Below are 21,121 nucleotides of genomic sequence, written 5' to 3'. Positions count from 1 at the left end.
CACGATGCCCACAGGCCGGGCCGCCCCGGCGCCCGGTCGCGGAGGACGGCGCTGTCCTCCGGGTCGAGCGAAACGCCCCGCCCGTGCGTGCGGTTCCTGGTGCGGCCGGTGTTCCGGCCGCGGGTGTCCCACTCCGGGTCGGCATGTGCGGTCGAAGCAGTGGACGGCCGCCTGGGCCGACGTCGCGGCGGATGTCCGGACCGCTCACCGTGCCGGCCGGGTGACGGCCGGTTCCTCCCGCCTGATCGGCTCGGCCAGTACGTCGCGCAGCGGCCGCACGTCCCCGCCGCGGAGGAAGGCGGGCCCTGGTGGTCACCGTCCACCGCTCGCCGTCACGGGCCGCTCCCGTGGTGTGTGGCGAGCGGTGGTTCCCGGGCGGCGCCGCACAGGGGCGGAAGGCTTCCAGCGCCGGTTCACCGCGTTCCGCTGACCGGAGTTCGTGTCTGCCGCCGGGCGGCGGACGGATGTGCGCGAAGTCTTCCGCAGTCGGCGGTCACGCACTCGAAAAGTATTCCTCGAAACTGACCGTCGATTATCCCGGTCGGCGCATCGACACAGTGCTGAGGAAGTTAGTGATGAGCTTCTTCGAAGAACCGGAGGATGTCAACTCCACTCCCTCAAAGCTGCGACAGGGCTGAGTCAGAGAATGGTCAAGTCACTCTGTGCGGACACGGCGGTTTTACCTGACCAGGGTGCGGATGCGACGCAGTTTCGCGCACGCCCGAATATCCGCGAAAAAACAGAGCGGGCACGGCCCCGAGGCCGTGCCCGCTCGCTCCCGGAGGACCCGTCCGTCAGGAGCGGCCGCCGGTGCGCGTTCCGAGGGACCGCAGGACATCCTCGCCGTGGTAGAAGGTGCGGCCCTTGCCGGTGCGCCGCCGCCACCGCTGTTCGCTGGCATGGCGGTACACGCTGCCGGAGGGAATCGACCACAGCAGGGAGATGTCCCGGGCACTCAGCCACCGCACCGGTGACGACGGGGGCGCAGGGTCGGCCGGCCGCTCGGTCCGGTCCGCCGACGCGCCGCGGCTCAGCGTCATCCACTCCTGCGCGGACCAGCGGTGGGAGGGAACCGCGGCGCATCTGATCTCGACCGGCGGATCGGTCCGGTCGACGCGCGCCACGGCCGTCAGCCCGCCCGTGCAGCCCGCCACGGCGCACGTCCCGGCCCGCATGCCCCGGCCGGGGGAGGGGTCGATCACATACCCCGCCCGGCGTACCGCTCGCGCCACTTCCCCGGAGAGCTCACCTGCGGCTTCGTGGGCAGCCAGCCACCCGGCGTGCCGGATCAGGAACTCGGCGACGCCGGCCACCGTGTCCCGGGGCGCGGCGACGACCCGCTCCGCGACGACCAGTCCGGCCCAGGAACGCAGTACGCCGACGATCACGGAGCGGGCCTCGGCCGCCGCGGTGTTGAAGGGGAGCCCGGGAATCGAGCCGCCGCCGGACGTACGGTCGCGTGGCCCGTCGGAGCCCCCGAGAAGCAGTCCGCACTCGTCGTACAGGCGGGGCAGCCGCGTCAGGTTGCCGGTCAGGTGCCGGGCGCAGGCCGAGCAGAGCCGGGTTCCGGCGACGGCGACGTCGCGTCGACGCCCCGCTGCCTCGCCTGTGCCGCGGCATGCCGCGCCCTCGCATTCCGCGAGGTCCGCCACCGCATAGGGCGTTCGTGTCATTTCGTTGAATGTGCGTGTCATGTTGCCCCCGTCTCGAGTGGGGCGAATGTATTTCGCGGATTCCACGGCAGGCAAGGAAAGGCCGGCTCCATGTCAATTCTCTGTAGCAGGCTTTCCCTTTCCCTGAGGAGCTGTCCTGCATATGTCGATCGGCTCGGTACGGTCGACGCCCGCCGCATTTCGGACGGCGGGGCGCGCGATTTTCAGCCGGACGGGGATACCGTGGGGGGACGAGCACGGCGGCGCCGGGCCGTACGGCGCCGCCGGGCCCGTCGGCCGGTCTCCGCCCGGCATATGCCCGACCGCCGGGTCTGTCAGGGGTGAGCGGGGTAGACGTATCCGGGCGTGGTGGGGGGACGGGTGAGGCGTGAGGAGGTGTCTCGTGACAGAGCGGGACAGCGCGGTGCGGCACATGCTGACGGGGCTGTTGGACGAGAGTCACGTGATGCCGTTCGAGAACCTGCCCTCGCGGGTGGCGCGGCACGCGGCCACGGCCGGCTTCTCCGAGGTCCTCATCTACCTGGGGGACCTGCAGCGCGACGTCCTGCGCCTACTCACCGGGGAGGGACCGGACGCCGCCGGGGGCGCGCCGGAGGGCAGGGCGGTGCTGTCGGTGGAGGGCACGGTCGCCGGACGGGCCTACCAGTACGGGAGCATCGTGCCCGCCGCCGACACCGGGGACGGGCTGCACGGATGGTGGGTGCCGCTCCTGGACGGCACCGAACGCCTCGGGGTGCTGTACATGGCGTCCCCCGCGGAGGACGGCAAGGAGGTCCGTGAGGACATGCTGGCCCTGGCCTCCCTGGTGGCGATGCTGGTGGTCGGGAGCCGGGACACCAGTGACTCGTACGCCCGTCTGACCCGGAACAGGCCCATGAACGTCGCCGCGGAGATGCAGTGGACCCTCATGCCGCCCCGCACCTACGCCGACCACCGGGTGATCATCGGCGCCGTGATGGAGCCCGCGTACGAGGTGAGCGGGGACGCCTACGACTACGCCACCGCCGCCGACGTCGTCCATCTGTCGGTCTTCGACGCCATGGGGCACGACACCTCGGCCGGCCTCACCGCCAACCTCGCCGTGGGCGCCTGCCGCAACCACCGCAGGCAGGGAACCGACCTGGGCGACCTCGGCGACGCCATCGAGCGGGTGCTGCTGGACCAGTTCGGCGCCAGCCGGTACGTCACCGGTGTCCTCGCCGACCTCGACACCTCCACCGGCACGCTGACCTGGGTGAACCGCGGCCATCTTCCCCCCGTCGTGATCCGCGACGGACGCTGGGCCAGCCTCCTGCACTGTGCGCCCGCGCATCCCATGGGCGCCGACCTGCATCTGCCCACCACGGTCTGCCGCGAGCAGCTCCAGCCCGGTGACCGCCTCGTCCTCTACACGGACGGCATCACCGAGGCCCGGACCCTCGGTGGTGAGGAGTTCGGGCTCACCCGCTTCGTCGACTTCCTGGTCCGCCACCACACCGACGGCCTCTCGGTCCCCGAGACCCTCCGCCGCCTCATCCGCGCCCATCTGGGCCACCACGGCAACCGGCTCCAGGACGACGCCACCATCCTGCTGTGCGAATGGCTCGGCCCCCGGGCCGATGCCATGGCGGACGCCGCTCCCCTGGCGGGAGTCCCCGGCCCCGTGGTCGACGGCTGAACGGCGTTCGGCGTCCGCCACGGGGGCGTCCGGAGGGGCCCGTGCGGATCGCCCGTACGGCAGCGCCCGTCGCGGGCTCGGGCCGCGCGCCTCGGCGGGTCCTTCCACGGGTCCCGCGGCGGGTCCTTCCACGGGTCCCGCGGCGGGTCCTTCCACGGGTCCCGCGGCGGGTCCCTCCGCGGGTCCCTCCGCGCGGCCTTCCGCAGGTCCTGCCGCGGGTCCGGCGGGACGCGGCGCGCTCCGGGCGGGACGCGGCGCACCCTTCCCGCTCAAGCGTTGCGGCCCACCGGCCCGTGGCCGGCGAGACGCGTTTGCAGCACCTCCACGAGGCGGTCGGCGCCGTCCCGGACGACGCCCTCCCGGAACTCGGCGGCGATCTGCCGCGCGGTCACCCGCCCGGAGGTCAGGCACCAGTGCCACCAGCGTTGCAGCTCACGCCCGTCCAGCCGCTCCGCGGGCACCAGCGCCGGCCACGCGCAGGCCCGCGCCTGGGCGGTGACCTTCGCCCCGCCCGCCACCGGGTCGACGGCCAGCGCCGGGACACCCGCGCGCAGCGCCAGGACCAGTCCGTGCAGCCGGTCCGTGACGACGAGGTCCAGGCGCGTGAGCACGGACTCCAGCTGGGCGGGCGTCGCGCACAGACGCCAGTCGCGGGTGTCGAGCCGGGTGTCGAGCTCCAGGCGGGCGCAGTCCTTCCCCGCCAGCCACCGGGTGACCTGCTCGGCGACCTGTTCGTGCCGCCGCTGCCGCCCGTACTCGTGCTGGCCGTGCGTGAGGACCACCCCGACGACCGGCCGCGGCGGGAGGGCGGGCGCCCTGGCCGCCAGGTCCCGGCCGGGCTCGGCGTCCGACGCGTCCCGCGCCAGCACATGGTCGAACCCGGTCGCGGCGGGACTGTCCGGGGCGATGACGGAGGTCCCGACGGCGACCCGCACACAGTGCGCGAACCTCCGGTGCAGTTCCTCGATCTGCCACCCCTGCACCGGACCGCACACGAACACGAGGGCGGAGTAGTCCTCGGGCCGCACGTCCACCAGGTGGAGGGCCTCGGGACGGAAGCCTGGACTCCAGGCGACGTCATGGGCGATGCCCGCCCCCACCAGCACGTCCCGGACCCGCTCCATGGCCAGCACGTCCCCGGCGGTCACCTCGCCGTGCAGAAAGCTGAACCAGCCGGTCAGCAGCAGTTTCCGGCGGGTGTCCGGGAGTGTTCCCAGCAGTTGTTCGCGCACAGTGCGACCGGGTTCCCCGCGCGGCGCGGGGCAATCGGCGCCCGGCCGGGGCGGTGCGGATCACGGACCGGCCAGGGGGTTGGGCAGGGGCAGGTAGCGGGCGTCGGCTCCGTCCGCGCCCGTCCAGCGCAGCAGCAGGTTCGTCTTGCCGGGGAGGGTGGGCGCGGTGAGCAGGGATCGCGCCTCGGGGAGGTCGTGGCGTCGCAGCTCGCGGCCGACGGCGGGCCAGGGGTCCAGGCCGGGGTGCCGTTCGGCCAGGGCGGCGGCGACCTCGGTGAGGTGGTTGACGACCAGGCAGTACACGAGCCGCTCCCAGCCGGCGGCACGCGGCACGTCCGGGAGCAGTTTGACGCCCTCGGCATCCCGGAACACGGCCTGTACCGGGAGGCCGTCGGCGTCGACGGCGACCAGCGTGTTCTGCAGGTGCGCCTCGAGGACGACGCCGTGGTCGGCGAAGGCCGCCAGCGCGGGGGGCACGACGGCGGCCAGGTACGCCTCCCACCAGGCCTCCGGGTCGGCCGCCCGGGCCAGGGGGCTGTCGGTGCCGTCCTCGACGAGGCTCGCGGCGAGCAGCGGGGTCGCGCCGGGCAGGACGTGGTCGCGCAGGCCGTCGCGGACCAGCACGGCCAGCTCCTCGAAGGCGAACGCGGCGGTGCGGTAGCCGCGGTCGCCGAGCCAGGCGGCCGGGCCGTCGGCCGCCGCGAAGGCCCGCGTGACCGCGGCGTCGGTCCGGCGCAGTCTCAGCAGGTCGTGGCGCCACAGCCGGCGGATGTCGTTGGTGATGCGCACGTCGAGGCTGAACTTCAGGAACAGGTCCGGCCCGGGTGCGTACAGCGTGCGGACGGCGGCCGTCGGCCAGGCCTCGAACGCGGTCGCGCCGAGCCGGACCAGGCGGCCGTCGGCGAAGGCGGGCGTGAGCGCGGGGCGCGCCAGGTCGAGCTGCCAGGGGTGGGCGGGCAGCAGCCGGTAGCCGGGCGGGGCCTCGCCGAGGGCGTCGAGCGCGCGGGTGTCGCCCTCCTCGACGACCAGGTCCTCGCGCAGGCCGAGCAGGACGAGCGGGAAGCGGGCGTGCGCCTCGGGGGCGTACGGCAGCCAGGCGGCGGCGGGGCCACCGCCGCGCGCCTTGGGGGCGGGGTGGTGGGGGTGGCCGGTGACGAGGGACTGTTCGGAGCGCAGGTAGGGGTCGTCGGGCGGGGTGGCACGCGCGCGTGCGGTGAGCAGGGCGGCGACCGCTTCCCGGCTGTCGAGCATCTCGGCGGGGAGGTCGTGGTTGGCGTGGCCGGTGTGCCGGCGCAGCTCCTCGGTCACGAGGGTGACGAGGGCGGTGTGGTCGAGGCGGTGCCAGGCGCCGGCCGCGTACACCTCGGGCTCGGCGGGGCGCCGGGCGCCCCGGACCCGCAGCAGGCGGCCGGAGGGCAGCCGGTGCACGAGCCGTCCGGCGTGCTGCGGCAGCGGTTCGGCCACCTCCCGCAGCAGGCAGTTCAGCAGCGGCGCGGCCGCGTGGGCGTCGGCGAGACCGTCGACGCCGGGGTGTGCGGTGGGGCCGGCGGGCGCCACGGCCGCGGCGGGCGGGGGGATGAGGTCCACGCGTCGTACTCGTTCCCTACGGTTCATTCGGGCGGAGACGATCAGTATCGCTGCCGTCGTGGCCCGCCCTGACGACCTACTCGTACCCGAGGAGACCGCCCGTGCACCGTCCCCCCACCGCCGAGGCCGAGCTGGCCGCGGAACTCGCCACCGTGCGCCCCGCGCTCGGTCCGCGGTTCGCGTCCGCGCTGCCGGGTGCCCGCGCGGCCGTGCTGACGCGGCTGTGGCGGGCGCTCGCCCATGAACCGCTGCCGTGGATCGCGCGCCGTGAGCCGGGCCGGGAGGACCTGGTGCTGCACCTCCGGGACGGCCGCCGCCTGCACGGCCCGCTGGCCGACCCGTTCGCGACCGACGGCTACGTGACCGCCGTACGCCTGGTCGAGAGGGCACGGGCCGGGGTGGCGCCGGCCGGGGTGGTGTACGACGATCCGGCGCGGCTGATGGCGGATCTCGCGGTGCCGCACGGCGGGGATTTCGCGGCCGAACTGGCGCACAGCGCGGCGTCGTTGGCGCTGTCCCGGGCCGGGCAGTTCTCCGGCCGTCACACGGACGAGTGGCCCGCGCGGGACTGGGAGTGGGAGCAGCGGGTGGTCGACGGGCACCCGTACCACCCCAACTGCCGTGCCCGGCCGGGCTTCTCGGTCGCCGAGCAGCTGGCGTACGCGCCGGAGCACCGCCCGCCCGCGGTGCGGCTGGGGCTGCTGCCGGTGCCGGCGAGCGAGTGCCTGGTGTCGGGGGTGTGGCCGGCCGCGCTGCGGGACGGGGAGCGGCTGGTCGTCCCGGTGCACCCGTGGCAGGCGCGGCACGTGCTGAAGCGGTCGTGCGGGGAGGAGCTCGCGGCGCATCCGCTGATGTCGCTGCGCACGCTCGCGGTGCCGGACGGGCCGCATGTGAAGACCGCGTTGAGCACCCGGCTGACCTCCTCGGTGCGGGACATCTCCGTCGGGTCGGTCACCGCCTCCGCGGCCCTGTCGGCGTTCGGGGAGACGCTGGCGGCGCGGACGGACGGCCTGCTGCACGTGACCCGGACGCTGGGCGCGGTCACCGCCCGCTCCCCCGACCTGGCGGCGGTGTTGCGCGAGTCGCCGGCCGTTCACGCCGGGCCGGGCGAGCAGGTCGTCCCGGTGGCCGCCCTCGCCACCACCGGACTGCCCGCCCGCGCCGGCTGGCCGGCCGGGTTCGCGCGCCTCGCGCTGACCGTCGGGCTGCGGCTGCTGGAGCTGGGCGTGGCGCTGGAGGCGCACGGGCAGAACCTGCTGGTGGTGCTGTCGGCGTCGGGCGCCCCGCTGCGGCTGGTCTACCGGGACCTCGCCGACATCCGCGTCAGCCCGGCGCGGCTGGCCCACCACGGGCTGCCGGCACCAGAGCTGCCGGAGCGCATCCTCACCGACGACGTGACGGCGCTGCGCCGCAAGCTGTTCGGCTCGCTGGTGGCGGGCGCGCTGGCGGGGGTGGCCGGGAGCCGGGAGGCGCTGCGGGAGGCGCTGGCGGCGGCCGTACGGGAGGTGCCGCGCACCGCGGATCTCGCCGCGCTGTGCGAGGAGCCGCTGCCGGTGAAGGCGCTGACGCTGATGCGCCTGTCGCCGGGGGTGGCCGGGGACCAGTGGACGGAGCTGGCCAATCCCCTGGTGGAGAAGGAGGGTTGACGAGGCGTGGAGCCCCGTTTTGTGGCGGGACACCGCTGATCAATAGGATCCGCCGATGATCAGAACACAACGGCTGGCGGCGGGCGTCGGCGCCCTGCTCGCCGCGCTCACGGCCGGGATCGCGTTCCCGGCCGGGGCGGTCGCCGACGAGACCACAGCCAACGCGCCGAAGGTGAACCTGGTCCTCGACGTCAGCGGTTCGATGCGGACGAAGGACATCGACGGCGGGACGCGGATGGCCGCGGCCAAGCAGGCGTTCAACGAGGTACTGGACGCCACCCCCGAGGAGGTCCGGCTCGGCATCCGCACCCTGGGCGCCAACTACCCGGGCGACGACCGCGAGACGGGCTGCAAGGACACCGCGCAGCTCTACCCGGTCGGCCCGCTGGACCGCACCGAGGCCAAGACGGCGGTGGCGACCCTGTCGCCGACCGGCTGGACGCCGATCGGCCCCGCGCTGCTGAAGGCGGCCGACGACCTCGACGGCGGCACCGGCTCCAAGCGCATCGTGCTGATCAGCGACGGCGAGGACACCTGCGCGCCGCTCGACCCGTGCGAGGTGGCCCGTGAGATCGCGGCCAAGGGCATCGGCCTGACCATCGACACCCTCGGCCTGGTGCCCAACACCAAGATGCGCCAGCAGCTCAGCTGCATCGCCGAGGCCACGGGCGGCACGTACACCTCGGTGGAGCACACCGACGAGCTCGCCGACAAGGTCAACCAGTTGGTGGACCGCGCGGCCGACCCGGTGGTGACGCCGGTCGCCACCCAGGGCGCGGAGTCCTGCGCGAAGGCGCCGACGCTGACGTCGGGCCTGTACACCGACCGTGAGGAGTTCGGCCAGGAGCGGTGGTACCGGGTGGACGTCGACCCGGGCCAGGAGCTGCGCGCCTCGGTGAGCGTGTCGGCGGACCGCGCCATGAACCCCGACTACGGGGTGCTGCTGCGGGCGGTCACGGTGCACGGCCGGGAGATCGTGCGCGGCGAGGCGGCCGGCATCGGCCGTACGGACGTCATCTCGACCGGTCTGCGCTACCCGAAGGCGGAGAGCGACGAGGACGAGGCTCCGGCGGAGACGGTGTGCCTGCAGGTGACGAACTCCTTCTCGGCGGCCGCCGGGGTGAAGACGACGCCCGGTATGCCGCTGGAGCTGACCGTGGACGTGGTCGACGGCCCGTCGCAGGCGAGCGACGTGGCCTCCTTCGGTCTCGGCCGCGGCTGGTGGCTGCTCGGCGCCCTGGTGCTGGCCGGCTTCCTCGCGGGTCTGCTGTGGGGCTGGCTGTCGCGCTGGCGTGTCGCGGTCTGGAGGACCAACTGATGAGGATCACACGTGTGGTGGGCGCCGCCCTGCTGACGCTGGGCCTGGCGGCCGGACCCGCCGCGGCCGACTCCACCCCCTCCGCGAGCCCCTCCGAGGAGGGCTCCGCGCCCACCGCGGCGGGCACGTCGTTCCGTACGGCGACGGAGGTCGACCAGGGACAGACGGCGACCGCGAGCGGCTCCACCGGCGACTACCTGTACTGGTCGTTCCCCGCCGACGCCGGACAGCGCCCCACCGTCACGGCGACGGTGAAGCTGCCCCAGGAGCACGCCGCCCAGACCTGGCAGGTCGACGTCTACGACGGCCTGCGGCGCCGCCAGGCCTGCCAGTACGGCGCCCAGACGCGCACCGCCGCCCCGGGCACCGCCTCCCTCGAACTGGCCTGCGTGCTGCGCACGGTCCGCGCCTGGTCGGAGCCGTGGGCCGACGACCCGCTGCCGGGCACGTACTACGTCCGCCTCACGGCCGTCGGTCTGAAGACGCCCGACCTCGGCCTCCCGGTGACCACCGAGCTGCGGGTGGAGTCCAAGGACATCGGCGGGTCGGCGGCGGTGGACGGCTCACTGGCCGAACCCCTGGTGCCGGGCGTCGCGGTCACCTCCGCGGCGCGGGAGGACGACGACGCGTCTGACTCGCCCGTGCTGTCGAGCATCGAGCCGGACGACGGCTGGTCGTCCGGCTGGTGGTCGGACCGCTGGGTGTGGACGGCGGTGGGCGGCGTGCTGGCCGCGCTCGCCGGGATCGGCGGGTACGCGCTCACACGCGGGGCGGGACGGCCGTCCCGGGTGCCGCCGGGCGTCTGACGGCGAGGCGGCCGCAGCCCCTGACAAGGCCCACTGCGGCGTCGCGGTGGGCCTTCCCCGCGTCCGCCGCCGGTGACCTCCTCACGCCTCCCGCAGCGTCTTGGCGAGCGTGCCGTCGCCGCCGACCTCGATCCGTCCGGCCCGCACCGCGTCGGCCAGGCCCAGTTCCCCCTGCGCCAGGGCCGTACAGGTGTCGACGTCCAGGACGAGTCGCGCGTCGGGTTCCCCGGGCGCGGGGCCGTCGCCGTACACGGGCCCCTCCTGCGCACCGACGAAGAGGTGGAAGTCCCCCTCGTCCAGCCGGACTTCGACCAGCCCGTGCTCCCCGTCCAGGGCGCGCAGCAGGGGCAGCGCGAACCAGTGGGCGCGGACGGCGTCGGTGGGCCGCCGCGCTCCGAGCTCCGCCTGCCCCCACGCTCCGAGCGCCTGGAGGACCGGCAGCAACTGCCGGCCGCGTCCGTTGAGTTCGTACACGTAGGCCGCGCCGGGCGGCGGCAGCCGGCGCCGGCCGGCGAGCCCGTCGCGTTCCATGTCCTTCAGCCGCGAGGCGAGTACGTCCGTGCTCACGCCCGGAAGGTCGGCGTGCAGGTCCGTGTAGCGGCGCGGGCCGGCGAGCAACTCCCGGACGATCAGCAGGGTCCAGCGGTCGCCCACGAGGTCGAGCGCGCGGGCGGCGGAACAGTACTGGTCGTAGCTTCGGCGACGAGACATGCGACGCAGTCTAGACATGTCGTTGGACTTTCCAAGCCGGAACTTGGTAAAACCAAGCAACACCAGATACCGGAGGGGCGCATGGAGTTCCGGCAGTCGAACAAGCTCAGCGAGGTCTGTTACGAGATCCGCGGCCCGGTGATAGAGCACGCCAACGCGCTGGAGGAGGCGGGCCACAGCGTGCTGCGCCTGAACACCGGCAACCCCGCGCTCTTCGGCTTCGAGGCGCCGGAGGAGATCATCCAGGACATGATCCGGATGCTGCCGCGGGCGCACGGCTACACGGACTCGCGCGGCGTCCTCTCCGCCCGCCGGGCGGTCGCCCAGCGCTACCAGAACCGGGGCCTGGAGGTCGACGTCGACGACGTCTTCCTCGGCAACGGCGTCTCCGAACTCGTCTCGATGGCCGTACAGGCGCTGGTGGAGGACGGCGACGAGATCCTCATCCCGGCCCCGGACTTCCCGCTGTGGACGGCCGTCACCACGCTCGCCGGGGGCAAGGCGGTCCACTACCTCTGCGACGAGCAGGCCGAGTGGTACCCGGACCTGGACGACATGGCGTCGAAGATCACCGACCGCACCAAGGCCGTCGTCATCATCAACCCCAACAACCCCACCGGCGCGGTCTATCCGAAGGAGATCATCGAGGGCATCCTCGATCTGGCCCGCCGGCACGGCCTGATGGTCTTCGCCGACGAGATCTACGACCAGATCCTCTACGACGACGCCGTGCACCACTCGGCCGCCGCGCTCGCGCCGGACCTGGTGGTGCTGACCTTCTGCGGGCTGTCGAAGACGTACCGGGTGGCGGGCTTCCGCTCGGGCTGGCTGGTCGTCACCGGCCCCAAGCAGCACGCCCGGGACTACTTGGAGGGCCTCACCATGCTGGCCTCCATGCGCCTGTGCGCCAACGCCCCCGCCCAGTACGCCATCCAGGCCGCGCTCGGCGGCCGCCAGTCCATCCACGAACTGACCGCGCCGGGCGGACGGCTGCGCGAGCAGCGCGACGTGGTCTGGGAGAGGCTGAACGAGATCCCGGGTGTGTCGTGCATGAAGCCCAAGGGCGCGCTGTACGCGTTCCCGCGGATCGACCCGACGGTGCACCCCATCCACGACGACGAGAAGTTCGTCCTGGACCTGCTGCTGCGCGAGAAGATCCAGGTGGTCCAGGGCACCGGCTTCAACTGGCCGGCCCCCGACCACTTCCGCATCCTCACCCTCCCGCACGCGGAGGACCTGGAGGCGGCGATCGGACGGATCGGGCGGTTCCTGGGCGGGTACCGGCAGTAGGCCTCCGCGACGCCACCGGCCTCATCCGGGCGTGACCTCGCACCACACCGTCTTCGTGTACTGGTCTCCCCACGTCGCTCCCCAGTGGTCGGACAGGGCCTCGACGAGGAGGAGACCCCGGCCCGACTCCCCGTCCGCGGCCGGAGGCCGGAGCGACCCGGGGGTGGGTGGCCGGTGGCCGGGGCGGGCGTCCGTCACCTCGATGCGGAGCGTGGTGCCCTCCGGGTGGAGCGTGAGACGGAGACGGAAGTCGCGGCCCCGTTCCCGGCCGTGGCGTACGGCGTTCGCCGCCAGTTCGGCGACGAGGAGAGCGGCCGTGCCGTTCGCGTCCGTGGCGTAGGGCCAGCCCCAGGAGTCGAGCCGTTCGGCCGCCAGGTGACGGGCGAGGCGGGCGCCTCTGGGGGTGGCCGAGAGGCGGACGCTGAAGTCACGGGCGATGGGGGCCGGTTGCGCGATCTCCACATTCATGTCACTCAGCGTGGCCGCGCGACTCTACTCTGAACAGTAACGCCGACGGTACGCAGCGTCACTGTCCGGTCGCCGTCCGGTTCTGTCCGGACGGCGACGCGTCACCTGCGGGGCCGACGGGGAGTTGGGGACGGACGGCACGAGGAGGTGTCCGAGGATGGGCGCGACGGGACGGGGAGCCGCCGGGGAGCCGCAGGCCGACGACGAGGAGTCGACCGCGGTGCTGCGGACCGTCGGCAAGGTCATCAAGATGTGCCGGGAACGCAAGGGGTTGACCCAGGCCGAGCTGGGCACGGCCATCCGGTACAGCGAGGAGCAGGTGTCCTCGGTGGAACGGGGGCGGCGGGCACCGAAGCCGCAGTTCCTGGAGGCGGCTGACGAGGTGCTCGGGGCGGGCGGGTTGATCGCCGGCCTGCAGAGGGACGTGGAGGAGGCCCGGTACCCGAAGAAGGTGCGGGATCTGAAGAAGCTGGAGGCTCAGGCGGTTGACTTGGGTGCCTACGCCAGCCACCACATCCACGGCCTGTTGCAGACCCCGCACTACGCGGAGGCGCTGTACGCCATGCGCCGACCGACGTACACGGAGGACGAGATCAGCCGTCACGTTGCCGCACGTATGGCGCGCAAGTCCGTCTTCGAGCGCGTACCTTCGCCGCTCCTCAGCTTCGTCCAGGAAGAGGTGACGCTGCGACGGCCCATCGGAGGCAGAATGGTGTTGCGCGAACAGCTCGAACACCTGTTGGAGGTATGCGCGCTGAGGCACGTCGAAATCCAGGTGATGCCCACGGACCGTGAGGACCATGCAGGCATGGCCGGTTCGTTGCAAGTGCTGAAACTCAGTTAGGGCAAGACGGTGGGGCACACGGAGGCGCAGCTGCACAGCCGCCTGATCAGCGACCCCAGGGAGGTCCAGATTCTGGAGATGCGCTATGGAATGATCCGCGCGCAGGCTCTCACACCCCGGGAGTCACTGGCCTTCATCGAGAAAGTCCTGGGAGAGGAAACATGACGCCCATGCGGTCCGCAGCTTCACTGAATTGGTTCAAGAGCAGCTACAGCAGCAACGACGGCCCCGAGTGCGTCGAGGTCGCCTTCGCCCCCAGCATCGTCCACATACGGGACTCCAAGAACGAGCACGGCCCCCAACTCGCCTTCGGCGCGGCCCCGTGGGCCGCCTTCGTCTCGCACGCGGCCGATCGCTGACCGGGCGCGTGGCGTCGGCGACGGGTCTGCTGTGCGAGCCTGTCTCCATGGGTGATCTCTTTCTCGTCCGGCACGGGGAGACCGAGTGGTCGCGCTCCGGCCGGCACACCGGAGCGACCGACGTCCCGCTGACCGAGCGCGGGCGGGAGGAGGCGCGCCGGCTGGTGCCGCTGATCCGCTCGCACCGGATCGGGGCCGCCTTCGTCAGCCCGCGGCAGCGGGCCCGGGAGACGGCCGAGCTGATCGGGCTGCACGACGTGCGGGTCGACGCCGATCTCCAGGAGTGGGACTACGGCGGGTACGAGGGCGTGACCACGGTCGAGATCCAGCGCCGGCGGCCCGGCTGGTTCCTGTTCACGGACGGGGTGGCTCCGGGGCCGCCCGATCGCCCCGGGGAGACGCCGGAGCAGGTCGGTGAGCGGGCCGACCGGATGCTGAGCAAGGTCGACGCGGCGCTCGCCAACACCGAGGGATGCGTGGTGCTGGTGGCGCACGGGCACTTCCTTCGGGTGCTCACCGCACGGCGGCTGGGACTGCCGCCGTCGCACGGGGCGCTGTTCCAGCTGGCGACGGGGACGGTGTGCCGGCTGGGCACGGAGCACGGGCGGCCGGTGATCGCCGGGTGGAACATCCGGCCGGGCGCCTGACGGCCCGCTCCGGGCGGGTGTCCGACCGGCCGGGCGGGTGTCCGACCGGCCGGGCGAGACGTGTTGTCAGACCCTCGTCGTAGCCTTCGCAGCAGGGGAAGGCACCGGGGAGGAGCACGCCGTGACACGACCGCCGACCGCCGCCCAGCGGCGGGTGATCGACGCCGCCGATCCCGTCACCGGGCGCCTCAAGGGCAGCCAGGCCCAGCTGGCGGCGCTGGTCGGGCGAGGACTCGCCTTCCGGCACCCGCGCCCGCCGCACGACCACTTCCTGACACCGGCGGGCCACCGGATACGGGAGCGGGCGCCCGAGCCCTCCGCTGCCGGGTCCGGCGCCGCGTCCGCGGCTCGCCCGCCCGAGGCACCGGAGGCCGCGGACACCGGCGTGTTCGCCGCGCGCGTCGGTGGCGAGGAGCGGCCGGACACCGGGCCGTCCCGCGCCCGGGAGGTGCACAGCGCCTGGCAGGGGCTGCTGGAACTGCGCCGGATGACCAACCCGGACGGAGCCGTCGACCGGCCGTGCGGCTGGGAGCGGACGCATCTGGTGCGGGCCGCCGCGCTGGCGCTGGAGGCGGCCGGACACCGCCCCGCCGGACCCGACGGCGACGGCTACCGGGTGCGCGCCACCCCGCAGCCCGAGGCCATCGCCGTGCACGGACCGGACGACGAAACACTCCGCGGCTGCTCGGCGACACTGGAGGAGGCGGGCTGGCAGGTCGGCGAGCACACCGATCCCCGCACGAGATCGCGCTATCTGCTGGCTTCCCCCCGCCGGGTGTGAGGGACATGCCAAGATCAGTGGGCAGGGCACCGATTCTCGTCGACGAGCAGGGGAAGCAGTGAGCGAGCCGTTCTCCGTCCGGGTCACCGTCCGCGGCTACGAGACCGACGTACAGGGCCACCTCAACCAGAGCGTCTACATCAACTACGCGGAGCACGCGCGCTGGTCGCTGCTCCAGGCGGCCGGCATCACCCAGGCCGGGCTGATCGGCCGGGGTGTCGGACCGGTCGCCCTGGAGACGACCATCCGCTACCGGCGCGAGCTCCTCGCGGGCGACGAGGTCGATGTGACCTGCGCCTTCGAGTGGGGCGGTGGCAAGACGTTCCGGATCGAGCAGACCATCCGCAAGACGGACGGCACGGTGGCGGCCGAACTGACCGCGGTCGGCGGGCTGCTGGACCTCAAGGAACGGCGGATGGTCGCGCACCCCCAGGAGTACTTCAAGGAGCTGGCCTCCGACCCGAGCCTGTTCGGGCTCTGACCGACACCGCGACCGGTACCGCCGCCACTGCCGCTGCCGCCCCACGGGTCCGGCTCCCTCGGCGCGTCACCGTCACCGTGACCCCCCCGTTCTCCCGGGGCGTCGCGATGACCTCGCCGTCGTGGGCCCGGGCGATCGCCCGCACGATGGACAGGCCAGGCCCGCCCCCTTCCCGGTGACCACCCGGCCGGCGCCGAGCCGGCGGAACGGCTCGAGGAGGAGGGGCGCCTCGTGGGCGGCGACCGGCGGGCCGGTGTCGCCGACCTCCCGCTCCACCCGCTCCGCGTCTCGGCCCCCGACCGCCGGGACCGGTGCCGTGGGTGGCGGCCACGCTGCTGATCGGCGGGCGGCCGGCCTGCTTCCGGCGGTCCGGCCGCCCGGCGGCGGTGGCCGGATTCCGGGTGCGGAGCGTCCCGTCGGCCTGCGATGCTCCGTCCCATGTCCGTACGCCGTGTCAGACCCAGCCTCTACATCTCCGTGGACATCGAGGCCGACGGCCCGATTCCCGGCCCGTACTCGATGCTGAGTCTGGGCGCCGCGGTCGCGGGCGTGCAGGACGCCGACGGCTTCACCGCGGCCGACCCCACCGCCCGGACCTTCTACCGCGAACTGCGCCCGATCAGTGAGGAGTTCGTCCCCGAGGCGCTCGCCGTGAGCGGCCTCGACCGGGAGCGGTTGCGGACGGAGGGACTCGAGCCCACCGTGGTTCTGGCCCGCTTCACCCGCTGGGTGCGCGAGGTGAGCGGCGACGCCCAGCCGGTGATGTGCGGCTATCCGGCCTCGTACGACTGGACGTTCCTGTACTGGTACCTGATCCGTTTCACGGGGTCGAGCCCCTTCGGGCACTCCGGCTGCCTCGACATGAAGACCCTGTACGCCACGAAGGCCGGGGTTCCGCTGCGGTCGGTGGCCAAGCGCTCGATGCCGGCCCAGTTGCTGCCCCGGCGCCCTCACACCCATCACGCCCTGGACGACGCCGTGGAGCAGGCCGAGCTGTTCGCCCGGCTCATGGAGTGGCCGGGGCCCGGGTCGCCCCGGTGATCTCCTCCCCCGCCTCCATCGGGTGCGTCACGTCCTGCGCGTCCCGGCTCCTGCCGAGGTGGTTGAAGACCAGGTTGAGCAGGACGGCGGCCACGCAGCCGGTCGAGATGCCCGAGTCCAGGACGATCCGCGCGGTCTCCGGGAAGGCGTGGTAGAACTCCGGCGCGGTGATCGGGACGATGCCGACGGCGAGGGACACGGCGACGATCAGGACGTTGTTGTCCTTGTCCAGGCCGGCCCGGACGAGGGTCTGGATGCCGCTGGCCGCCACCGACCCGAACAGGACCACGCCCGCCCCGCCGAGGACCGGGCGCGGGACGACGGCGATGAGCGAGGCGGCCACCGGGCACAGGCCCATGAGGACCAGGAAGCCGCCACCGGCCGCCACGACGTAGCGGCTGCGGATCCTCGTCATGGCGACCAGCCCGATGTTCTGGGCGAACGCGCTGCACATGAAACCGTTGAAGACAGGACTGATCGCCGAACCGAGGGTGTCGGCGCGCAGCCCGGCGGCGATGGTCTTCTCGTCCGCCGGGCGTTCGACGATCTCCCCCAGCGCCAGCATGTCCGCGGTGGACTCGGTCATGGAGACCACCATCACCACGCACATCGACAGGATCGCGGCGAGCTGGAACTGCGGGGCGCCGAAGTGGAAGGGGCTGGGGAAGCCGATCACGTCCGCGTCGGCGACCGGGGCGAAGTCGGTGACGCCGAAGGGGATGGCGACCAGCGTTCCGGCGACCAGGCCGAGCAGGACGGCGATCTGCTTGACGAAGCCGCGGGTGAAGCGGCGCAGGAGGAGGACGAGCAGCAGGGTGACGCCCGCCAGGGTGAGGTAGGTCGCCGAACCGTAGTCGTCGGCGGCCGGGTCGGGCCCCTGGGCCCAGCCGAAGGCGACCGGCAGCAGGGACACGCCGATCAGGGTGATCACCGTGCCGGTGACGACCGGTGGGAAGAAGCGGACGGCCTTGCAGAAGACGGGCGCCGCGAGGAAGCCCAGCAGGCCGGCGACGATGACCGCTCCGAAGATGACCGGCAGGGCGTCGGCCTTGTCGTCGGTGGAGGCGACGATCGCCGTCATGGGGGCGACGCCGGCGAAGGTGACGCCGTTGACGAAGGGCAGGCGGGCGCCGATCTTCCAGATGCCCAGGGTCTGCAGGAAGGTGGCCAGGCCCGCCGTGAAGAGGCAGGCGCCGGTGAGGAAGGTGAGGTCGGTGCCGGTGAGGCCGATGGCCGCGCCGACGATCAGGGGCGGGGCGACGACTCCCGCGTACATGGCGGCCACGTGCTGCAGGCCGCTCGTCGCCATTCTCAGGGCGGGGAGTTTCTCGTCGACGGGGTGGGCGGACGTCACTGCGGCTCTCCTCCGGTCGGGTACACGTCGGCTCTGACGCGGGTGTCAGGGAGGTGGTGCGCGGTCATGGGGGCACCTCCCGCTCATGGAGGTCCTCCCCCTCATGGGGGTCCCCCCGCTCGAGCGGAGTCGAGAGCGGGGATGAGTCGAGAGTGGGGAGGAGTCGAGAGTGGGGAGGGACCGGACATCGAGGACGGGGAGGGACCGTTCCGGGGCGCGCGCGTCCACGCGCGCCCCGGTCACGGCTTCCGGTCGGGGGCCGTCCCCCCCGACCGGAGTTCTCGGTCGCTCAGCCCTGTGCGGCGATCCGGGCGAGCCGCTGGGCCTCCGCGCGCGTGGCGCGGGCGATCGCGTCCTCGTCGGCGGTGAGCAGACGGCCGTCCTCGACGATCTGGCGGCCGTTCACGAAGGAGGCGGTGACCGGGGCGGCCGCGCCGAAGACCAGCGCGGTCACCGGGTCGGCGATGGAGGCGTGGGCGAGGGTGTCCATCTTCCACAGCACGAGGTCGGCGAGCTTGCCCGGTTCCAGGGAGCCGATCTCGGCGGCCCGGCCGAGCACCCGGGCGCCGCCGTGGGTGCCGAGGCGCAGTGCCTGGCGGGCGTTCAGGGCCGCTTCCCGGTGCGCGCCGAGGCGGTTGATGAGGAGCGCGTTGCGCAGTTCGGTGTGGAGTTCGCCGGACTCGTTGGAGGCCGTGCCGTCGACGCCGAGGCCGACCGGGACGCCGGCGGCGAGCATGTCCGGGACGCGGGCGATGCCCGCCGCGAGCCGGGCGTTGGAGGACGGACAGTGGGCGACACCGGTCCTCGTCCGGGCGAAGGCCTCGATGTCGGAGTCGTTCATGTGGACGCAGTGCGCCATCCACACGTCCTCGCCGAGCCAGCCGGTGGACTCGAAGTAGTCGGTCGGGCCCATGCCGAACAGTTCGTGGCAGAACTTCTCCTCCTCCACCGTCTCCGAGCCGTGGGTGTGCAGACGCACGCCGAGACTCCGGGCCAGTTCGGCGCCCTGACGCAGCAGCTGCGTGGAGACGGAGAAGGGGGAGCAGGGGGCGACGGCGACCTGGGTCATCGCGTCGAAGGAGGCGTCGTGGTGCTGCCGTACGGTCTCCTCGGTGGCGGTGAGGGCGCCCTCCAGGGTCTCGACGGCGAAGTCCGGGGGCAGACCGCCGTCCTTCTCGCTGCGGTCCATGGAACCGCGGGCGAGGGTGAAGCGGACGCCCATGTCGCGGGCGGCGCCGATGATCGCGCCGGAGAGGTCGCCGGAGCCGTGCGGGAAGACGTAGTGGTGGTCCATGGCGGTGGTGACGCCGCCGCGGGCCATCATCGCCAGCGAGCCCTGCGCGGCCGCGCGGACCATCGGTTCGTCGATGCGGGCCCAGGTGGGGTAGAGCGCGACGAGCCAGTCGAAGAGGTTGTGGTCCGTGGCCAGGCCCCGGGTGATCCACTGGTAGAAGTGGTGGTGGGTGTTGACCAGACCGGGGGTGACCAGGTGCCCGGTGGCGTCGATGCGGCGGGCGACGTTCTCCAGGTTCCCGGGGGCGCTGCCCGCGCCGACCGACTCGACGCGGTTGCCGGCGATGACGACGTGTCCGCTCGCGTGCTCGGTGTCGTGGGCGTCGACGGTCGCGATCGCGCAGTTCTCGATGACGATGCGCCGGTCTGCTGCCATGGTTCGTCCTTTGCGCTGGGGTGGAGAGGGCACGGCAGGACCCAGGGAGATTTGAGTGCCGTGGCCGGGGCGGGTTCCCCGGCCACGGGTGCCGAAAGAGATATGTCAGGGGGATCGGCTCACAGGTAGGTGAGGTGGTCCACCGGGCTCACGGTTGGGTGAGGTCCACCGGGGTTCACGGGTGGGTGAGGTCCGCCGGGGGCTCACAGGTTGGTGAGGTCCACCGGGATCCTCGCCTCGCAGCCGTCCCGCAGGACGGTGGCCTCGATCAGGCCGTAGGGGCGGTCGGCGGCGAAGTACACCTCGTTGTCGTTCTTCAGCCCGAACGGCTCCAGGTCCACCAGGAAGTGGTGCTTGTTCGGGAGGGAGAAGCGGACCTCGTCTATCTCGTCGCGGTGGTCGATGATCCGCGCGCCCATCTGGTACAGCGTCTGCTGGAGCGAGAGCGAGTACGTCTCGGCGAAGGCCTGGAGCATGTGCTTCCTGGTCTGCTCGTAGGACGTCTCCCAGTGGGGCGTCTCCTGCTCGTCGTCGGACCAGCCGAAGCGCCAGCGGGCGGAGACCTGGGTGGCGAGGATGCGGTCGTAGGCCTCCTTGAGCGTCGTGTACTTGTCCTTGACGTAACCCCAGAACTCGGAGTCGGTCGAGTTCATCACGACGAGGTCCTTCAGACCGGAGACGACCTCCCACGACGCACCGTCGTAGGTGATCTGGGTCAGGCGGGTCTCCTGCCCCTTGCGGACGAAGGAGTGCTTCGCCTCGTCGGCCCCGGTCACCTGCGAGTCGGCGTCGGAGGTCTCGATCCGCTCCCAGGCGTACTCCTCGATGCGGATGCGGGCCCGGTGGATCGGCTCCTGCGAGGTGACGAAGTGGCGGGCGAGGTGGATGCCGAACTGCTCGGCGGACTCGATGCCGTACTCCTTGGCGAACGCGTACACCGTGTTCTTGGTGGTGTCGGTCGGCAGGACGTTGGCGTTGGAGCCGGAGTAGTGGACGTCGTCCATGTCGCCGGAGAGCGCGACGGAGACGTTCAGGTCCTTGATGTGGTGGGTGGCGCCGTCCCGCGTGATCCTGACGACTCGGTTCTCGGCCTTGCCGTACTGGTTCTGTCCCAGCATCACAGGGCGGGCAGGACGGGAATGGGCGGTCATGTAGCTAGCTCCCTCGGTAAACGGAGTAGCCGAACGGGTTGAGCAGCAGCGGCACGTGGTAGTGCTCGCCGGGGTTCACGGCGAAGGTGATCGCCACCTCCGGGAAGAACACGGCACCGCTGTCCCGATTCGCGGGGGCGTCCTGCTGCGCATCGGCTTGCTTCTTCTCGGTCTTCTCGAAGTACGGCTCCACCGCGAAGTCGAGCCGTACGTGGGTGGTTCCCTCCGGCAGCGCCGGGAGGTCCTTGCACCGGCCGTCCGCGTCGGTCGCGGAGCCGCCGAGCGCCCGCCAGTCCGCGTCCCGGCCCGCACGGGCGAAGAGGTGGACGGCGACGCCCTCGGCGGGGCGGCCGACGGAGGTGTCCAGGATGTGCGTGGACACGGAGGCGGTGGTGCTGGTGCTCAT

The 21,121-nt window shown here is 72.8% G+C and carries 19 protein-coding genes and 1 pseudogene; 11 read left to right on the top strand and 9 right to left on the bottom strand.

Annotation, left to right across the window (positions count from 1 at the left end):
* Positions 1 to 794: 794 nt before the first annotated feature.
* Positions 795 to 1,673 carry a hypothetical protein gene (locus ACIBBD_RS24560; RefSeq protein WP_399421654.1) on the bottom strand — a complete coding sequence of 293 codons (879 nt, stop codon included), beginning with the start codon at positions 1,671 to 1,673 and terminating at the stop codon, positions 795 to 797.
* Positions 1,674 to 2,085: 412 nt separating this feature from the next.
* On the opposite strand from ACIBBD_RS24560, the gene ACIBBD_RS24555 reads away from it, so the two are divergent.
* Positions 2,086 to 3,330: a PP2C family protein-serine/threonine phosphatase gene (locus ACIBBD_RS24555; protein WP_399421772.1), complete on the top strand. Its 1,245-nt coding sequence runs from the start codon at positions 2,086 to 2,088 to the stop codon at positions 3,328 to 3,330.
* 269 nt (positions 3,331 to 3,599) lie between these two features.
* Here the strand turns inward: ACIBBD_RS24555 and ACIBBD_RS24550 are convergent, their stop codons facing one another.
* Both ACIBBD_RS24550 and ACIBBD_RS24545 read right to left on the bottom strand, forming a co-directional pair.
* Positions 3,600 to 4,562 carry a polysaccharide pyruvyl transferase family protein gene (locus tag ACIBBD_RS24550; protein ID WP_399421653.1) on the bottom strand — a complete coding sequence of 321 codons (963 nt, stop codon included), beginning with the start codon at positions 4,560 to 4,562 and terminating at the stop codon, positions 3,600 to 3,602.
* A gap of 60 nt (positions 4,563 to 4,622) precedes the next feature.
* On the bottom strand, positions 4,623 to 6,176 hold the full coding sequence (locus ACIBBD_RS24545; RefSeq protein ID WP_399421652.1) for an IucA/IucC family protein: 1,554 nt from the start codon (positions 6,174 to 6,176) through the stop codon (positions 4,623 to 4,625).
* A gap of 74 nt (positions 6,177 to 6,250) precedes the next feature.
* Between ACIBBD_RS24545 and ACIBBD_RS24540 the strand changes: the two genes are divergently transcribed.
* The 3 genes from ACIBBD_RS24540 to ACIBBD_RS24530 are packed head-to-tail and all read left to right on the top strand — an operon-like array spanning position 6,251 to position 9,919.
* Positions 6,251 to 7,795 (top strand): IucA/IucC family protein, encoded by a 1,545-nt coding sequence (locus ACIBBD_RS24540; RefSeq protein WP_399421651.1) that lies wholly within the window; start codon positions 6,251 to 6,253, stop codon positions 7,793 to 7,795.
* Positions 7,796 to 7,850: 55 nt separating this feature from the next.
* Positions 7,851 to 9,113, top strand: coding sequence for a vWA domain-containing protein (locus ACIBBD_RS24535; protein WP_399421650.1), 1,263 nt, complete (start codon positions 7,851 to 7,853; stop codon positions 9,111 to 9,113).
* Complete coding sequence (locus ACIBBD_RS24530) at positions 9,113 to 9,919, top strand: hypothetical protein (protein WP_399421649.1); 807 nt, start codon at positions 9,113 to 9,115, stop codon at positions 9,917 to 9,919. Before ACIBBD_RS24535 ends, ACIBBD_RS24530 begins: the two co-directional genes overlap by 1 nt.
* A gap of 81 nt (positions 9,920 to 10,000) precedes the next feature.
* Here ACIBBD_RS24530 and ACIBBD_RS24525 read toward each other — a convergent pair whose 3' ends face one another.
* The gene (locus tag ACIBBD_RS24525) at positions 10,001 to 10,630 is read right to left on the bottom strand and encodes a winged helix-turn-helix transcriptional regulator (protein WP_399421648.1); all 630 of its coding nucleotides are present in this window, start codon (positions 10,628 to 10,630) and stop codon (positions 10,001 to 10,003) included.
* 81 nt (positions 10,631 to 10,711) lie between these two features.
* Between ACIBBD_RS24525 and ACIBBD_RS24520 the strand changes: the two genes are divergently transcribed.
* Complete coding sequence (locus ACIBBD_RS24520; protein WP_399421647.1) at positions 10,712 to 11,920, top strand: pyridoxal phosphate-dependent aminotransferase; 1,209 nt, start codon at positions 10,712 to 10,714, stop codon at positions 11,918 to 11,920.
* A 21-nt stretch (positions 11,921 to 11,941) separates the two neighbouring features.
* Here the strand turns inward: ACIBBD_RS24520 and ACIBBD_RS24515 are convergent, their stop codons facing one another.
* On the bottom strand, positions 11,942 to 12,388 hold the full coding sequence (locus ACIBBD_RS24515) for an ATP-binding protein (protein WP_399421646.1): 447 nt from the start codon (positions 12,386 to 12,388) through the stop codon (positions 11,942 to 11,944).
* Positions 12,389 to 12,545: 157 nt separating this feature from the next.
* Between ACIBBD_RS24515 and ACIBBD_RS24510 the strand changes: the two are divergent.
* The 6 genes and pseudogenes from ACIBBD_RS24510 (at position 12,546) to ACIBBD_RS24485 (ending at position 16,541) form a co-directional block, all read left to right on the top strand.
* Positions 12,546 to 13,397 (top strand): annotated as a pseudogene (locus tag ACIBBD_RS24510) (helix-turn-helix transcriptional regulator).
* Positions 13,394 to 13,591: a DUF397 domain-containing protein gene (locus tag ACIBBD_RS24505; protein ID WP_399421645.1), complete on the top strand. Its 198-nt coding sequence runs from the start codon at positions 13,394 to 13,396 to the stop codon at positions 13,589 to 13,591. The pseudogene ACIBBD_RS24510 and the gene ACIBBD_RS24505 overlap by 4 nt, the downstream one beginning before the upstream one ends.
* A gap of 47 nt (positions 13,592 to 13,638) precedes the next feature.
* Complete coding sequence (locus ACIBBD_RS24500) at positions 13,639 to 14,238, top strand: histidine phosphatase family protein (RefSeq protein WP_399421644.1); 600 nt, start codon at positions 13,639 to 13,641, stop codon at positions 14,236 to 14,238.
* Positions 14,239 to 14,359: 121 nt separating this feature from the next.
* The gene (locus tag ACIBBD_RS24495; protein WP_399421643.1) at positions 14,360 to 15,019 is read left to right on the top strand and encodes a hypothetical protein; all 660 of its coding nucleotides are present in this window, start codon (positions 14,360 to 14,362) and stop codon (positions 15,017 to 15,019) included.
* 58 nt (positions 15,020 to 15,077) lie between these two features.
* Entirely contained in the window at positions 15,078 to 15,500 is a 423-nt protein-coding gene (locus tag ACIBBD_RS24490) for an acyl-CoA thioesterase (protein WP_399421642.1), read from the top strand.
* Between the two features lie 438 nt (positions 15,501 to 15,938).
* Positions 15,939 to 16,541: an exonuclease domain-containing protein gene (locus tag ACIBBD_RS24485; RefSeq protein WP_399421641.1), complete on the top strand. Its 603-nt coding sequence runs from the start codon at positions 15,939 to 15,941 to the stop codon at positions 16,539 to 16,541.
* On the opposite strand, the gene ACIBBD_RS24480 is transcribed toward ACIBBD_RS24485, so the two are convergent.
* From ACIBBD_RS24480 to uraH, 4 genes are all read right to left on the bottom strand, one after another.
* Entirely contained in the window at positions 16,507 to 17,850 is a 1,344-nt protein-coding gene (locus ACIBBD_RS24480; RefSeq protein WP_399421771.1) for a nucleobase:cation symporter-2 family protein, read from the bottom strand. The two genes, ACIBBD_RS24485 and ACIBBD_RS24480, sit on opposite strands and share 35 nt — an antisense overlap.
* A gap of 334 nt (positions 17,851 to 18,184) precedes the next feature.
* Positions 18,185 to 19,564 carry an 8-oxoguanine deaminase gene (locus ACIBBD_RS24475; protein ID WP_399421640.1) on the bottom strand — a complete coding sequence of 460 codons (1,380 nt, stop codon included), beginning with the start codon at positions 19,562 to 19,564 and terminating at the stop codon, positions 18,185 to 18,187.
* 203 nt (positions 19,565 to 19,767) lie between these two features.
* Positions 19,768 to 20,715 carry a factor-independent urate hydroxylase gene (pucL, locus tag ACIBBD_RS24470; RefSeq protein ID WP_399421639.1) on the bottom strand — a complete coding sequence of 316 codons (948 nt, stop codon included), beginning with the start codon at positions 20,713 to 20,715 and terminating at the stop codon, positions 19,768 to 19,770.
* 4 nt (positions 20,716 to 20,719) lie between these two features.
* Positions 20,720 to 21,121 (bottom strand): hydroxyisourate hydrolase, encoded by a 402-nt coding sequence (gene uraH, locus ACIBBD_RS24465; protein WP_399421638.1) that lies wholly within the window; start codon positions 21,119 to 21,121, stop codon positions 20,720 to 20,722.

Origin of the sequence: Streptomyces sp. NPDC051315 (assembly GCF_044455165.1) — a bacterium.
In the GTDB taxonomy this organism is placed as follows: domain Bacteria; phylum Actinomycetota; class Actinomycetes; order Streptomycetales; family Streptomycetaceae; genus Streptomyces.
This window is presented reverse-complemented; position numbering and strand designations above follow the sequence as displayed.

What these genes read in the sequence shown, in the direction of transcription:
- ACIBBD_RS24560 (WP_399421654.1), bottom strand. Translation starts at nt 1,673, where the DNA reads ATGACACGAACGCCCTATGCGGTGGCGGACCTCGCGGAATGCGAGGGC.
- ACIBBD_RS24555 (WP_399421772.1), top strand. Translation starts at nt 2,086, where the DNA reads ATGCTGACGGGGCTGTTGGACGAGAGTCACGTGATGCCGTTCGAGAAC.
- ACIBBD_RS24545 (WP_399421652.1), bottom strand. Translation starts at nt 6,176, where the DNA reads ATGAACCGTAGGGAACGAGTACGACGCGTGGACCTCATCCCCCCGCCC.
- ACIBBD_RS24535 (WP_399421650.1), top strand. Translation starts at nt 7,851, where the DNA reads ATGATCAGAACACAACGGCTGGCGGCGGGCGTCGGCGCCCTGCTCGCC.
- ACIBBD_RS24530 (WP_399421649.1), top strand. Translation starts at nt 9,113, where the DNA reads ATGAGGATCACACGTGTGGTGGGCGCCGCCCTGCTGACGCTGGGCCTG.
- ACIBBD_RS24525 (WP_399421648.1), bottom strand. Translation starts at nt 10,630, where the DNA reads ATGTCTCGTCGCCGAAGCTACGACCAGTACTGTTCCGCCGCCCGCGCG.
- ACIBBD_RS24520 (WP_399421647.1), top strand. Translation starts at nt 10,712, where the DNA reads ATGGAGTTCCGGCAGTCGAACAAGCTCAGCGAGGTCTGTTACGAGATC.
- ACIBBD_RS24515 (WP_399421646.1), bottom strand. Translation starts at nt 12,388, where the DNA reads ATGAATGTGGAGATCGCGCAACCGGCCCCCATCGCCCGTGACTTCAGC.
- ACIBBD_RS24505 (WP_399421645.1), top strand. Translation starts at nt 13,394, where the DNA reads ATGACGCCCATGCGGTCCGCAGCTTCACTGAATTGGTTCAAGAGCAGC.
- ACIBBD_RS24500 (WP_399421644.1), top strand. Translation starts at nt 13,639, where the DNA reads ATGGGTGATCTCTTTCTCGTCCGGCACGGGGAGACCGAGTGGTCGCGC.
- ACIBBD_RS24485 (WP_399421641.1), top strand. Translation starts at nt 15,939, where the DNA reads ATGTCCGTACGCCGTGTCAGACCCAGCCTCTACATCTCCGTGGACATC.
- ACIBBD_RS24480 (WP_399421771.1), bottom strand. Translation starts at nt 17,850, where the DNA reads ATGGCGACGAGCGGCCTGCAGCACGTGGCCGCCATGTACGCGGGAGTC.
- ACIBBD_RS24475 (WP_399421640.1), bottom strand. Translation starts at nt 19,564, where the DNA reads ATGGCAGCAGACCGGCGCATCGTCATCGAGAACTGCGCGATCGCGACC.
- pucL (WP_399421639.1), bottom strand. Translation starts at nt 20,715, where the DNA reads ATGACCGCCCATTCCCGTCCTGCCCGCCCTGTGATGCTGGGACAGAAC.
- uraH (WP_399421638.1), bottom strand. Translation starts at nt 21,121, where the DNA reads ATGAGCACCAGCACCACCGCCTCCGTGTCCACGCACATCCTGGACACC.